This is a genomic window from Cytobacillus kochii (assembly GCF_044790165.1).
GTDB lineage: Bacteria > Bacillota > Bacilli > Bacillales > Cytobacillaceae > Cytobacillus > Cytobacillus kochii.
This window is the reverse complement of record NZ_CP085254.1, coordinates 4,293,561-4,307,497: the sequence shown is the minus strand read 5'-3', so window position 1 is coordinate 4,307,497 and position 13,937 is coordinate 4,293,561. Positions and strand designations below refer to the sequence as shown.

General features: G+C 38.5%; 16 protein-coding genes. 15 read left to right on the top strand and 1 reads right to left on the bottom strand.

Annotated features, from left to right (window positions below; translation table 11 throughout):
- Window positions 1-83: 83 nt before the first annotated feature.
- The 4 genes from rho (at window position 84) to LG276_RS21970 (ending at window position 3,112) form a co-directional block, all read left to right on the top strand.
- The gene (gene rho / locus LG276_RS21985; RefSeq protein ID WP_095371566.1) at window positions 84-1,352 is read left to right on the top strand and encodes a transcription termination factor Rho; all 1,269 of its coding nucleotides are present in this window, start codon (window positions 84-86) and stop codon (window positions 1,350-1,352) included.
- Window positions 1,353-1,507: 155 nt separating this feature from the next.
- The gene (gene rpmE, locus LG276_RS21980) at window positions 1,508-1,714 is read left to right on the top strand and encodes a 50S ribosomal protein L31 (RefSeq protein ID WP_095371567.1); all 207 of its coding nucleotides are present in this window, start codon (window positions 1,508-1,510) and stop codon (window positions 1,712-1,714) included.
- A gap of 192 nt (window positions 1,715-1,906) precedes the next feature.
- On the top strand, window positions 1,907-2,521 hold the full coding sequence (locus LG276_RS21975) for a thymidine kinase (protein WP_095371568.1): 615 nt from the start codon (window positions 1,907-1,909) through the stop codon (window positions 2,519-2,521).
- Between the two features lie 144 nt (window positions 2,522-2,665).
- Complete coding sequence (locus LG276_RS21970) at window positions 2,666-3,112, top strand: hypothetical protein (RefSeq protein ID WP_251162320.1); 447 nt, start codon at window positions 2,666-2,668, stop codon at window positions 3,110-3,112.
- A gap of 12 nt (window positions 3,113-3,124) precedes the next feature.
- On the opposite strand, the gene LG276_RS21965 is transcribed toward LG276_RS21970, so the two are convergent.
- Window positions 3,125-4,102, bottom strand: coding sequence for a multidrug resistance efflux transporter family protein (locus LG276_RS21965; RefSeq protein WP_224936771.1), 978 nt, complete (start codon window positions 4,100-4,102; stop codon window positions 3,125-3,127).
- 216 nt (window positions 4,103-4,318) lie between these two features.
- Between LG276_RS21965 and prfA the strand changes: the two genes are divergently transcribed.
- From prfA to LG276_RS21910, 11 genes are all read left to right on the top strand, one after another.
- Window positions 4,319-5,392 carry a peptide chain release factor 1 gene (prfA, locus tag LG276_RS21960; protein ID WP_191816256.1) on the top strand — a complete coding sequence of 358 codons (1,074 nt, stop codon included), beginning with the start codon at window positions 4,319-4,321 and terminating at the stop codon, window positions 5,390-5,392.
- Window positions 5,385-6,251, top strand: coding sequence for a peptide chain release factor N(5)-glutamine methyltransferase (prmC, locus tag LG276_RS21955; protein ID WP_341058100.1), 867 nt, complete (start codon window positions 5,385-5,387; stop codon window positions 6,249-6,251). The genes prfA and prmC overlap by 8 nt, the downstream gene beginning before the upstream one ends.
- 432 nt (window positions 6,252-6,683) lie before the next feature.
- Complete coding sequence (gene spoIIR / locus LG276_RS21950; protein WP_224936768.1) at window positions 6,684-7,367, top strand: stage II sporulation protein R; 684 nt, start codon at window positions 6,684-6,686, stop codon at window positions 7,365-7,367.
- A gap of 85 nt (window positions 7,368-7,452) precedes the next feature.
- Entirely contained in the window at window positions 7,453-7,905 is a 453-nt protein-coding gene (locus LG276_RS21945; protein ID WP_224936767.1) for a GNAT family N-acetyltransferase, read from the top strand.
- 165 nt (window positions 7,906-8,070) lie between these two features.
- Entirely contained in the window at window positions 8,071-9,114 is a 1,044-nt protein-coding gene (locus LG276_RS21940; protein WP_251162317.1) for an L-threonylcarbamoyladenylate synthase, read from the top strand.
- 247 nt (window positions 9,115-9,361) lie between these two features.
- A complete protein-coding gene (locus LG276_RS21935) occupies window positions 9,362-9,949 on the top strand; it encodes a hypothetical protein (RefSeq protein WP_404292897.1) in 588 nt (195 codons plus the stop codon).
- Window positions 9,950-10,099: 150 nt separating this feature from the next.
- On the top strand, window positions 10,100-10,651 hold the full coding sequence (locus tag LG276_RS21930) for a manganese efflux pump MntP family protein (protein ID WP_095371577.1): 552 nt from the start codon (window positions 10,100-10,102) through the stop codon (window positions 10,649-10,651).
- A gap of 163 nt (window positions 10,652-10,814) precedes the next feature.
- Window positions 10,815-11,276: a low molecular weight protein arginine phosphatase gene (locus tag LG276_RS21925; protein ID WP_224936764.1), complete on the top strand. Its 462-nt coding sequence runs from the start codon at window positions 10,815-10,817 to the stop codon at window positions 11,274-11,276.
- Between the two features lie 23 nt (window positions 11,277-11,299).
- Complete coding sequence (locus LG276_RS21920; protein WP_281203296.1) at window positions 11,300-12,589, top strand: methyl-accepting chemotaxis protein; 1,290 nt, start codon at window positions 11,300-11,302, stop codon at window positions 12,587-12,589.
- Window positions 12,590-12,689: 100 nt separating this feature from the next.
- A complete protein-coding gene (gene rpiB, locus LG276_RS21915; protein WP_281203297.1) occupies window positions 12,690-13,136 on the top strand; it encodes a ribose 5-phosphate isomerase B in 447 nt (148 codons plus the stop codon).
- Between the two features lie 108 nt (window positions 13,137-13,244).
- Complete coding sequence (locus tag LG276_RS21910; RefSeq protein ID WP_281203298.1) at window positions 13,245-13,781, top strand: TIGR01440 family protein; 537 nt, start codon at window positions 13,245-13,247, stop codon at window positions 13,779-13,781.
- Window positions 13,782-13,937: the final 156 nt, after the last annotated feature.

Genomic DNA, 13,937 nt, shown 5'->3' with positions numbered 1-13,937 from the left:
CCAACCATATTCGAATATATAATGAATCTTATTTTTTTAGCATATGGGGGAAATAATCGAAAAATCTAAAGAGTGGTGTAGAAATGGGACTAAATATTTCAAGTCTAGAGAATATGAAATTGAAAGAACTTTATGAACATGCAAGAGAATATAAAGTTTCTTATTATAGTAAATTATCAAAGAAAGAACTTATTTTTGCGATATTAAAAGCGAGAGCGGAACAAGAAGGATACTTCTTTATGGAAGGTGTTCTAGAAATCATTCAATCAGAAGGTTTCGGTTTCTTAAGGCCGATTAACTATTCGCCAAGTTCAGAGGATATTTATATCTCTGCATCGCAAATTCGTCGCTTTGATTTAAGAAATGGTGACAAAGTTTCTGGTAAAGTTCGTCCGCCGAAAGAAAATGAACGTTATTTTGGTTTGCTACAAGTGGAAGCGGTTAACGGAGATGATCCAGAGACATCAAAGGAACGTGTTCATTTCCCAGGTTTAACGCCTCTATATCCTGATCGTCATATGAATTTAGAGACAAAAACAAGACATATTTCCACTAGAATTATGGACTTAATTTCACCAGTTGGTTTTGGACAACGTGGCTTAATTGTCGCTCCTCCAAAAGCAGGGAAAACGATGTTGTTAAAAGAAATTGCCAACAGTATTACAACGAATCATCCTGAAGCAGAGCTTATCGTATTACTTATTGATGAAAGACCGGAAGAAGTAACAGATATTGAACGCTCTGTTGCTGGTGATGTTGTTAGTTCAACATTTGACGAAGTGCCGGAAAATCATATTAAAGTGGCAGAGCTCGTATTAGAGAGAGCGATGCGTCTAGTTGAGCATAAGCGCGATGTTGTCATCTTAATGGATAGTATTACACGTTTAGCTAGAGCTTATAACTTGGTCATTCCTCCAAGTGGTCGTACGTTATCAGGCGGTATTGACCCAGCCGCATTCCACCGTCCGAAAAGGTTTTTCGGTGCCGCAAGAAATATTGAGGAAGGCGGAAGCTTAACTATCTTAGCTACTGCTCTGGTTGATACGGGATCACGTATGGATGATGTGATTTATGAAGAGTTTAAAGGAACGGGGAATATGGAGTTACATCTTGATCGTTCGCTTGCTGAAAGACGAATTTTCCCTGCAATTGATATTAGACGATCTGGCACCCGTAAGGAAGAATTGTTGATTCCTAAGGATCATCTTGATAAACTATGGGCAATCCGTAAATCAATGACTGATTCTCCTGATTTTGCGGAAAAACTCATGAGAAAATTAAAGCAAACGAAATCGAATGAGGATTTCTTTGCCTTATTGAGTGAAGAGATGAAAGCAAAGCGCTCTCATTAGGTTTGGAATCAAATGGTAAAGCTCATTCGTAATCGATGATTGCAAATTAAGCTCGACCTTGTTATAATGATTCCAGTGCGTTTCTAAGATTACGGTGAATCCGTAACTATATAACTCTGTTTCAGAATGATTCAGGGCGGAAGGAGATGAAAAGAATGAAAGCAGGAATTCATCCTAACTATAAAACAGCAATGGTGAAATGTGCATGTGGTAACGAATTCGAAACGGGTTCTGTACAAGAAGAAATCCGTGTAGAAACTTGCTCAGAATGCCACCCATTCTATACTGGACGTCAAAAATTCGCTGAAGCTGGCGGACGTGTTGACCGTTTCAATAAAAAATACGGCATCAAACAGAAGTAATTTAAATAACAATCAAAGCAGGCAAGTCATGATACTTGCCTGTTTTTTCATGAATGTCGAAAAATAGTGGTGCACACCACCACTATTTTTCGGCATTTAACATAAGAATGTTTCTTTTGTGAGACCTTAACAGTAAGGACTGTAATAGGTGTTTATAGATAGATTAGATTGTTGCGGAAGGAGAGACCTTTCATGTATGTTATCAATCATCATGGATGGGTTGAGGTAATTTGCGGGAGTATGTTCTCTGGTAAGTCAGAGGAGCTTATTCGCAGAGTAAGGAGGGCACAATTTGCCAAACAGCAAATTGCTGTATTCAAGCCTCAAATCGATAAACGTTATAGTGAAGAATCAGTTGTTTCTCATAATGGGGCATCGTTTATTGCTCAACCTGTAGCCTGCTCAGAGGATATTTTGTCATTTGTTACGTCTGATACAGAAGTCGTAGCTATTGATGAAGTTCAGTTTTTTGATAATCAAATCATTGAAGTTGTGGAGATGCTTGCGGGAAACGGTCATCGTGTCATTGTGGCTGGGTTAGACGTTGATTTTCGTGGTGAGCCTTTTGGTCCGATGCCAGATTTAATGGCTACTGCTGAGTTAGTGACAAAACTACAAGCCGTTTGTGCTGTTTGTGGATCACCTGCTAGTCGAACACAGCGTTTAATTGATGGTAAACCGGCATCATATACAGACCCCACTATTCTTGTGGGCGCATCTGAATCGTATGAACCTCGGTGCCGTGAACATCATGAAGTGATTGGCAAACCAAAAAGTATTAAAAATCACACGGAAATGATGAAATAACACATTTTTGATTGGAGACGCTAACTTTGGCGTCTTTTTTGGAACGAAAAACTCCCTGGCATACATTTTTTTACATAGGAAAAATTGCTTGCTGAAATTTTAAAATGAATGGGCATTTTATTTAGTAGGGGGTGCCATTCATTCATGAAAAAAACCATTACAGGTGTTTTGTTAATCAGTCTACTAACTGGTTGTTCTTATAATTACGGTGCAAATGCTGATAAAACTTATGATATCAACAAACATACCGAAACCGTTAGAATAAGCAGCCCTTCTGGTCATCGTTCCGAAGATGTTCAGGAATGGTCAATGTATGAACAAAATCCCAACTTATTAAATACCAATGGCGATAAAAAATCTGACCGTAGCGATATTAATCAAGCAAGATCAACGATTAATAAGCTTACTGATTATGAACCAGGTGGTATATGGATTGACGGGGAATATATGCATGTAACTGTGTATACGAATAAAGACTTTTCCTCAAAAGCGGAACGTGAAAAAGCTGAGGAAAGTTTGCAAAAAAAATTAGTTGGTGCGGTGCCGACCTATTATATAAATGTGAAAATTAGAGAAGATCATACAGATTAAAGAGACGGTGAATTAAACCGTCTCTTCTACCTTTTTCTTTTTGAATCCCTTTTGAGGTAAATTGGATACATAACTATGAAGTGCCATGCCGAGTATTACTAAACTGATCCCAACCGTAGCAGTAGCAGAAGGAAGAGGAGCAGATAAAATGATCACTTCACCAATCATTGCGAAAAGCACTTCAAAGGACTGTGTTGCCTCCACAGCTCCAAGTTTTTGCATGTTGCCTTGAACGAGATCGGTGGCAGCAAAGAATAGTACTGTTGCAAAAACACCGGAAAATAAGGCTACTAACCCCGATTGATAAACTTGACTCATCGATGGCATGCCAGCTGTTTGTAAACCAATAAATGCAAGTAAGAGCCAAAAGGGAAGGCTAGCTATTGTCATACCAAGCACTCTTTGATAAGGATCTAAGCGCTTGTTTGTTAAGGCCATCATTTTTCGATTCCCTAGAGGGTAAGCAAACGATGCAATAAGAATGGCTAAGGTGCAAATAAATGTATCTTTCACCGATACAACAGAGGCATGGTCCCATTGGATAACAAATACGCCAACTAAAATAATGAGACTCATGAGTAGTCCTCTAAAAGGAATTTGCCCTTTTATGCGAATGACTCCTTTAGAAGTCTGGCGCATTTCATAAAATAATGGGGCAAGTAGACTGCCAGAAATAATTGTGATTTGCCAGGTGGCAGCAATTAGCCAGCCGGGACCATAGGCAGCAGCAAAACATATAGGGGCATAAAATAGCCCAAATCCAATTGTGCTCCATAGTATCCATTTTCCAGGGGCTTTTTTCATTTCAATCATAAGTGCACGTAAGCTCTTACGGTATAAAACAATGATAAGTAGAAGTGGGATCATAAAGAAGTAACGGAGCGATGCACTCCAATACCAGCTTCCTCCATTCATTTCCATAGCTGCATTTAAAACAAATGTAAAAGCAAAAAAGAATGCGGAGAGTATTCCAATCATAATGGCTTTCATGTGCTGCACCTCATTTTTAAGTAGATAACTTTACTATAGTAAACGATGAAAGATTCATCAATCGAATAACAGAAATTTCTAAAATAATCTAAAGTGGTTTTGACTGAACAAGGCGGCTATACTATAATTAGAATGTTATACGTTGGAAATGAAACTGCATACTGATAGCAGTGATAAGATAGATGCATGTTAATAATGAATTAGAGGTGAATAACCGTGTTTGATCGTCTTCAATCTGTAGAGGAACGCTATGAACGTCTTAATGAATTGCTTAGTGATCCAGAAATAGTAAATGATCCAAAAAAATTACGTGAGTATTCAAAAGAACAGTCTGATATCCAAGAAACAGTGGATACATATCGTGAATATAAAGAAATACATGAACAATATACAGACGCAAAGGCCATGTTGGAAGAGAAACTAGATGCTGAAATGCGTGATATGGTGAAAGAAGAGATTTCTGAATTAGAGGAAAAAGTGGAGCAATTAGAAGAAAAATTAAAAATCCTTCTCATTCCAAAGGACCCTAATGATGACAAAAACGTTATCGTAGAAGTTCGTGGTGCAGCTGGTGGAGATGAAGCTGCACTGTTTGCGGGTGATTTGTACCGTATGTATAGTCGCTATGCTGAAGTCCAAGGTTGGAAAATTGACGTCATTGAAGCAAGTAGTACAGGGGTCGGTGGCTATAAAGAAATTATCTTCATGGTAAACGGCAACGGTGCTTACTCTAAATTAAAATATGAGAATGGTGCGCATCGCGTGCAACGTGTACCGGAAACAGAATCAGGCGGTCGCATTCATACGTCTACGGCAACAGTAGCGGTGTTACCTGAAGCAGAAGAAGTGGAAATTGAGCTTCATGATAAGGATATCCGTGTGGATACTTTTGCTTCTAGTGGACCGGGTGGACAAAGTGTTAATACGACTATGTCCGCAGTAAGACTTACCCACCTTCCTACGGGAACTGTCGTTTCTTGTCAGGATGAAAAGTCGCAAATTAAGAACAAAGAAAAAGCGATGAAAGTTTTGCGTGCACGTGTATACGATAAATTCCAACGAGAGGCACAAGCTGAATACGATCAGCAGCGTAAATCAGCTGTAGGGACAGGGGATCGTTCTGAACGTATCCGTACGTATAATTTCCCACAAAACCGTGTAACTGATCACCGAATTGGTTTAACTATCCAAAAGTTAGATCAGATCCTACACGGTAAGATTGATGAAATTATTGATGCTCTTATTTTAGAAGAGCAATCGGCTAAACTAGAAAGTGCGACTAATGAGTAATCGCAGAGTATTCGAAGCCCTTAACTGGGCTTCTTCTTTTTTAGAAGAAAATCAACGGGAAGCATATGCTGCTGAAATTTTACTAAGACATTATATGAAGATGAGTCGAGCTGAATTCTTAACAAGATTACGTGAAGAACTTCCTGAGGAGATCGATCAACTTTTTTCAAAGGCGATACTCACTCATATTGCTGGTGAGCCTATTCAGTATATTATGGGCTATGAGGAGTTTTATGGTAGAAAATTTATGGTGAATAAGGAAGTTCTAATTCCTAGGCCAGAAACAGAGGAGTTAGTCCTTGCTACGCTTGAGCGTATTCGTGCACGTTGGCAAGACGATACAGGATTAAAAGTGGCCGATGTTGGTACAGGTAGCGGTGCAATCGCTATTACTCTGAAACGAGAAAACCCTCAGCTTGATTGTTTTGGAACTGATCTATATCCTGCAAGTTTAGAAGTAGCTAAGGGTAATGGGGCTTATTTAGACGCAGACATAAATTGGATAGTAGGGGACTTGCTGCAGCCTTTTATCAACTCTGGAGTAAAATTAGATGTAGTTATCTCCAATCCCCCTTATATTCCAACTGCAGATCGTTCGTGGATGTCAGAGATTGTAACTGAACATGAGCCTAATCGTGCCTTGTTTGCTGGAGAGGATGGTTTAGACATCTATCGCCGTTTAGTAAATGAATTACCACATGTACTAAACGAACAAGCACTTGTTGGATTTGAAGTAGGTGCAGGGCAAGGGGAATTGGTCGCAAACTTATTAAAAGGTGCCCTCCCACAAGCACAGGTCGAAGTCGTCTTTGACATCAACGGGAAAGATCGAATGGTTTTCGCTGAAATAAGTGGCTAATGTGAAGAGAGTTTATATCATTAGGAACTAAGTGAAATGTTAAATGGTGTCTGTGTAAAAACCACCGCTCTCTGTAAGGAAATAGGAACAGAGCGCGGTGGAAAAAGAAAAATGACGGCACTTGGTGAAACGTCCAAGAGTAAGACCGTTGCAAAATGAACGGTCCTCGGTAAAAAAGCCAACAGCCGTACAAATGTAAAAACCCCCCAAAGATATTTTCTGCAAGCTTCTCCCATTATAAAAGAAAAAAGACCCGCCATGGACATATGTATGGATTATTAACATAGTAACGCTTGATACATGTTAACTTAATCCGTTTACCATCTAAATGGGGTCTATCTTTCCTTCTTATTTTATAAATTTTTAATTTTAATAGTTTAAGATGTTCTCTTTCTGACCACACTGTGGATAGTGAAGGGATGGTGCAGGAAGATGAAAACGAAATCGATTGTGAACTTATATATCTTAATTTTATCATTAGGTACTTTATTTAGTTTATATATTCCGCAAACAGAGGTAGTGGCTGATGAATCACTAGTCATTCCTAACGAAGCAATCCGTTTAAGAATTCTAGCAAATAGCGATATGGAGAAAGATCAAAAGATTAAACGTGCGGTGAGAGACGAAGTAAATGCAAATATAACTGAGTGGGTATCTGATTTAACCTCTTTAGAAGAAGCAAGAGCATTGATTCAATCAAAATTACCAGAAATCCAAAAAATAGCCGAACGAGTTGTAGCAGAAGCGGGCTCTAAACAAACAGTTAAGACGGAGTTTGATAAAGTAGATTTTCCGACGAAACTTTATGGCCAGTTTTTATACCCTGCTGGTGAGTATGAAGCGATTCTAATTACGCTTGGTGATGGAGACGGTGCGAACTGGTGGTGTGTTTTATTTCCACCATTATGCTTTCTTGATTTTTCAAATGGTGTGGCTGTGAGCGAAGGGTTTAGTGATGAAGAACAGCAAGAGGAAGAATTAGTAGTGGAAGAAGAGAATGTAGAGGAAGAAATGACCGAAAAAGAAGAAGACCCTGTTTATGCAGGTGAACAAGATGAAGAAGAAGTGGAAGTAAAATTCTTTTTAGCAGAGATATGGGATAAGCTATTCGGATAATATTTTAACTCTAGCAAATTTTTAGTTCTATCAATTTCAATTAACTCATATTCATAGACTATAAAATGAGTAGAGGGTGAAGTGAATGAAAACAAGTATTGTAAGAGTTGCACAGAAGCAAGATGAAAACGAGCTCATGAAATTTTTAACAGAAGCGTCAGTTCGATCGGAAGGTGTGGCGGACTTAATTGATTACTTTTTAATTATGGAAGATGAAGAGGGAGAAATAAAAGCGACAATTGGCATCGAACCTTACGAAACGGTTGGTTTGTTACGCTCGCTTGTTATGAAGTCAGAAACAACCGTGCAGACAGATTTATTGTATTTATTGCAACAAATTTTTCTATTAGCAAAAGAAAAAGGGTTATCCACAGTATATTTAGGATCAAATCGCAAAAGTACACTACAATTATTTTTATTAATGGGTTTTCAACAAGTGGATAAATCGGAATTGCCAACATTTTTAGTAGAAAAAGAACATATTAAAAATGTCCAATCTGTGGATAACTCTTTCTTTTTGAAATATTCACTCGAATAATGTGGATATATCCACAAAGTTATACACAAAAACGATGTATTTATTCACAATTTGTGGATAATACCTTGAGTTATCACCTTGCTTCTTTTATACTGTCTTAGATGATAGACTGAAAATAGGGGGATTTCTCCTATTTAGAATGAAAGATATTGAAGGTGGATAACAATGAAAACAATTAGATGGTCAGTGGATAATAATGTGGATAATTTGAATAGTTACCCACAAATTGTCCAAGCCTCTGATTTACTTAAAGAAAATGAGGTTGTTGCTTTTCCAACTGAAACCGTATATGGGTTAGGTGGGAATGCAAAAAGTGACGGTGCCGTAGAGAAAATTTTTGCTGCCAAAGGAAGGCCGGCAGATAATCCCTTAATTATTCATATAGCAAAGAGAATGCAACTGCAGGAACTGGCTGAAGAGATTCCATTAAAGGCAGAGCAATTGATGGATGCCTTTTGGCCAGGACCATTAACGATTATTCTTAAGAAAAAAAGGGGTAGCCTTTCTGATTTAGCAACAGCAGGATTACAAACCGTTGGCTTCCGTATGCCGGATCATCCTGTAGCGTTAGCCATTCTTGCCCAAACTGAATTACCAATAGCTGCTCCAAGTGCAAATAGCTCGGGAAGACCGAGTCCAACAACAGCGGATCACGTGTGGGAAGATTTAGAAGGAAAAATTGCTGGTGTGGTAGACGGAGGAGCTACTGGCGTTGGTGTGGAGTCAACCGTTATTGATTGCACAGAAGAGATACCTGTTATTCTACGGCCGGGTGGTGTGACCAAGGAACAGATGATTGCGGTGATAGGTGAAGTAAAATTAGATCCCGCGCTACATAATCAACAAGCCAAACCAAAATCGCCTGGTATGAAATATACACATTACGCACCAGATGCACCATTAACATTAGTCGATTCAACTCCGATGCAGTTGCAACAATTGATCAATGAAAAAAGGGCAGAAGGACTGCGAGTAGGTGTACTGACAACAGATGAAAATAAAGATTTCTATGAAACGGATGTTGTCCTTTCTATGGGTGCGCGGGAAGCGCTAGATACGGTGGCTGCTGGTTTATACTATGCCTTGAGAGCATTTAATCATGAGAATGTCGATATCATTTTAGGTGAGGTTTTCCCATATGAAGGTGTCGGTGTGGCGATTATGAATCGCTTAGAAAAAGCAGCAGGCCATCGGCGCATTCAATTATAAGTAGACTTGAAGATGGGTGTTTCAGAACCTGAACAAAAATTGTTCAGGTTCTGATTTGTTATCCCTTGACCTTAGAAACTAAAACAGAAGCTCCAATGTTGGTTACTAAGATTTTTTCAATGATTCCTATAGCGTGCTATTTCATTAGAAATCCGGTAAGTTGTGTGGGTAAAGTGATCATATTCCGATTGTATTACTTATTAGCGGGGCTTTTTTATTTTGTGCGACTAAAAAAGAAGCACCGTCCTTGATAAGTCGCGAAAAGAGGAAATACGCGACTAAAAAAGCAGTGAAACTTTTTATAAGTCGCAAAAAGGCAAGAATCGCGACTGAAAAAGGAGAACCAGCTAAGATAAGTCGTGAAAAGGTCAAATACGCGACTAAAAAAGCAGTGAAACTCTTTATAAGTCGCAAAAAGGCAAGAATCGCGACTAAAAAAGGAGAACCGACTATGATAAGTCGAGAAAAGAGGAAATACGCGACTAAAAAAGCAGTGAAACTCTTTATAAGTCGCAAAAAGGCAAGAATCGCGACTAAAAAAGGAGAACCAACTAAGATAAGTCGTGAAAAGAGCAAAAGCCCTACTAAAAAAGAAATCTCATGCCAAATCATTCGCGAAAAGCCTACTCAAATAATTTACATTTCATCATCTATAAACAACGTTTGTTTCCTTCTTTACTACAAGATATCCACCGCAAGCAACTCTATTGATGCATCTTTGCTAGTGAAGATCACTATGAAAACAGAAAAAATCTACCTTAATTGTGAATCCTCTGGCAAAACAACCATACAAAAAGTCCCCGTATTATGCATTTTGCATGATCCTGCCGCGTAACTACATCTCCCAGCCTATAGAGAGGCGCTGAGTTTTTAACCATCATATTTGATTCTATCGAAGCTGTTTTGTTTTCGCCTAAAAAAACAATTCTAATTCTCCTTGGACATGCATATCTTCAAAAGAGCAAGTCCCGAGGAGGCTAAAGAGATGACGTTGTTAGTAGGTGAAGTCTTAACTTTAAGTTTAATGGCGTTTGCCTTAGGAATGGATGCATTTTCAGTTGGATTAGGTATGGGGATGTACAAATTAAGGTATCGGCAAATATTATATATAGGCTTTACGATTGGAGTATTTCATGTCATCATGCCATTGTTAGGAATGATGGCAGGGAAGTTTTTATCAGTTTATTTTAGTGAGATTGCTGCCTATATTGGTGCCGGTTTGTTGATGCTTCTGGGCCTGCAAATGTTCTGGTCAAGCTTAAAGGCTGAAAAAGAAAGTCTGTTAACCCCTGTAGGTTTTGGTTTATTAATTTTTGCTTTAAGTGTAAGTTTAGACAGCTTTTCAGTCGGGCTTACATTAGGTGTATTGGGGGCAAAAACGGCTCTTGTTCTTACATTATTTGGTGTAATTGCGATGGTTCTTACTTGGGCAGGATTAATGATAGGAAGAAGAATGCAAGGGTGGTTCGGTAAATATAGTGAGACACTTGGAGGGGCGATTCTTTTTGCTTTTGGCGTCAAAATGTTATTCATGTAATATGGTTAAAATTTCCTAATAAAAAGCAGTTAAGGTGCGTATTATTGATGTATTTCGACAAAAAATTCTTAAAATTGTCGAAATATGTCGGTGATAGACACCTTATTTTGTCTATATCAAATAGGAGTTTTGGATTATAATGTAAGAGAAGGAGGCGAGCTTTATGGCTCACGTTTTATTTATTTGTACAGGTAACACTTGTCGAAGCCCCATGGCTGAAGCGATATTACGTCATATAGACATTCCTGATGTGAAGGTGAAATCTGCGGGGATTTTTGCAAGTCAAGGTGGACCTGCATCTGCTTATACATCGCAAGTTTTAGAAGAAGAGGGCATAAGCATCAATCATCAATCAGCTCAATTGAATGAAGAGCTTATTCAATGGGCGACACATATATTAGTGATGACTAATGGACATAAACATGCGATTTTATCACATTTTCCTAATGCTAAGGGAAAAGTTTTTTTAATAAAAGAGTTTGCTTATGATGGTAAACAAGAAGATATCATTGATCCATTCGGGGGGACGTTGCAACAATATAAAGAAACCTATAATGAACTACAGGGAAGCATAAGAAAAATAGCAGAAATATTAAAAGATAGGAATCAAGATAAACAAAGATGAACAGGTTGAAGTAGGGGGCAATCATGGAGACGCGTAAGATGAAATTTAGTTTAAGAAAAAAATTGGTTCTTCTCATCTCAGTATTAGCCGTTATTACATACTCAATAAGCGCGATATGTATTCAGTTCGTATATCCTTTAATGGGAAATATGCCGATAAGTAAAGAATTTTTTACGATTATTGTCCTTTTGCTTGGAGCGATATGGTCTGCGATCTTAGCGTTTATTGCAGCAGGGTTTATTACAAAACCACTTAAAGACTTAGAGCATTCTGCTATAAAAGCAGCGAATGGTAATTTACAAGAAAAGGCAAAGGTGTCGCGTTCGGATGATGAAATACGTTCTTTAGGATTAGCCTTTAATCAGATGCTAACGAGTTTAAGAGAAATGATTGAACGAATTGATGAGAACTTTGCTATGACAAATAAAAAAGTGCACGAAATTTCCTCTGAGTCTTCGGTTGCTAATGAGCAGGCTGAAGCAATTGCTACAACTATCTCAGAAATATCTCAAGGAGCAGAAAACTCAGCGGTCGCAACTCAATCTGTTGCCGAACTTGTTGATGAAGTCATTCGAATTGCTGAAGAAGTTCAGGTGCAGGCAAAGCAATCTGAGCAAGTATCTGAAGAGCTTTTCGGTGATCTGAATAAATCCAAACATGCCATGCATTCACTTATTTCTGGAATAGAAAAACTAGCAGTAGGTAATCAGAAATCGTTAGAGACTGTAAAAATTTTAGAAGAAAATGCAGTCAAAGTAGAACAAATTATCCAACTTGTTGGCGATATTGCTACGCAAACAAACTTATTAGCATTAAATGCTTCTATTGAAGCGGCGAGAGCAGGAGAGCATGGGAAGGGCTTTGCTGTAGTAGCCGAAGAAGTGCGCAAGTTGGCTGATGAAAGTGCGAAAGCTGTGCAAGGAATATCGGAATTAATTAAAAACATTCAAGAAGAAGTGCGTAATGTGGTCAGTCAAATTTCTAATCAAGTGGAGTCTGCCAATCAAGAAGCACAAAAAGGGACCGAGACACATGCCGTCATTGAAGAGATGACGCAAACTGTAGATCAAATGAATGCTGCAGTGACCATGATTAAAGATCTAGTAGATAAACAAATGCATGCCATGCAGGAAACTTCAGCCCAATCGCAGCAAGTAGCAGCGATTGCGGAGGAAACGTCTGCTGGTGCACAACAAGTTGCTGCTTCAACTGAGGCTCAAACATCTGTGATTGATACAGTCGACATACTAGTAAAAGAATTACAAGAGCAAGCAAACCAGTTAAAAACAGATATGAATAAATTTAAAGTGTAGCCTACCCAACTGAAAAGTAATTGCATCTTTATAATTTTTAAATTTTGTGTCAGAATAAAGTGATAATCATACAATCAAGTTTGATTGGAGGCATAAAAAAATGAAAGTTGCAATTGCATCAGATCACGGTGGATTAAACATTCGTGCGGAAATAAAATCATTATTAGAAGAACTCAATATTGAATATGAAGATTTTGGTTGTGAGTGTAGTACTTCTGTAGATTACCCTGATTATGCTTTGCCGGTTGCTGAAAAAGTAGCGAGCGGTGAATTTGATAAAGGTATTCTCGTTTGTGGGACAGGGATTGGGATGTCTATAGCAGCCAATAAAGTGAAAGGTATTCGCTGTGCGCTTGTTCATGATACTTTCAGTGCGAAAGCAACCAGACAGCATAATGATAGTAATGTGTTAGCGATGGGAGAAAGAGTCATTGGCCCAGGGCTTGCAAGAGAGATTGCCCAAGTATGGCTTGGCACGGATTATGAAGGCGGTCGTCATCAGAACCGTATTGGGAAGATAGATCAATACGAAAAAGAAAATTTATAAAACTTTGTTGCATATGTTGACTTCATGAAAGGAAGGAAGACATATGCATCTTTTTTATCTATTAGCTAAGGTTATGAATAAATCTGAGAAGAGAGGGAGCATCTGACGATGGAAGAGTTAAAACAACAATGGCGGGATATTTTAACAGAGTTTACACAAAAAGTCTCACTAAACGAAGACAAATTAATTGTTATTGGCTGTAGTACGAGTGAAGTGATGAGTAATCATATCGGCACGGCTGGTTCAGAGGGAGTGGCTGAATTCATCTTTTCAGAACTAATGAACTTACAAAAACAAACAAATGTTCAAATCGCTTTTCAATGCTGTGAGCATTTAAATCGCGCCATTGTTCTCGAACGGGCATCCGCTAAGAAGTATAACTTAGAAGAGGTGAGTGTTGTGCCAATCCGAAAAGCGGGTGGTGCGATGGCGACTTATGCGTTTCAACATTTGGATGACCCTGTTGTAGTCGAGCATATAAAAGCTGATGCAGGGATAGATATCGGTGATACCTTCATTGGCATGCACTTGAAGCATGTGGTTGTACCTATACGTCTTTCATTAAAAGAAGTAGGTGGTGCACACGTCACATTAGCAACGACTAGGCCGAAGTTGATTGGAGGAGAAAGAGCGGTCTACCAATAGAAATAGTCATTGTCTGATAATGTGCCGCTAGCGATAAGTAGATAAATGACGTATGTTGCTCATTATTTCTGCACACCTTTTATCAAAAATACCAACTTTACCCTCTATTTCATAATCATTTACATGTAACCGTTTTCGGTTAGTATGGATAATTTT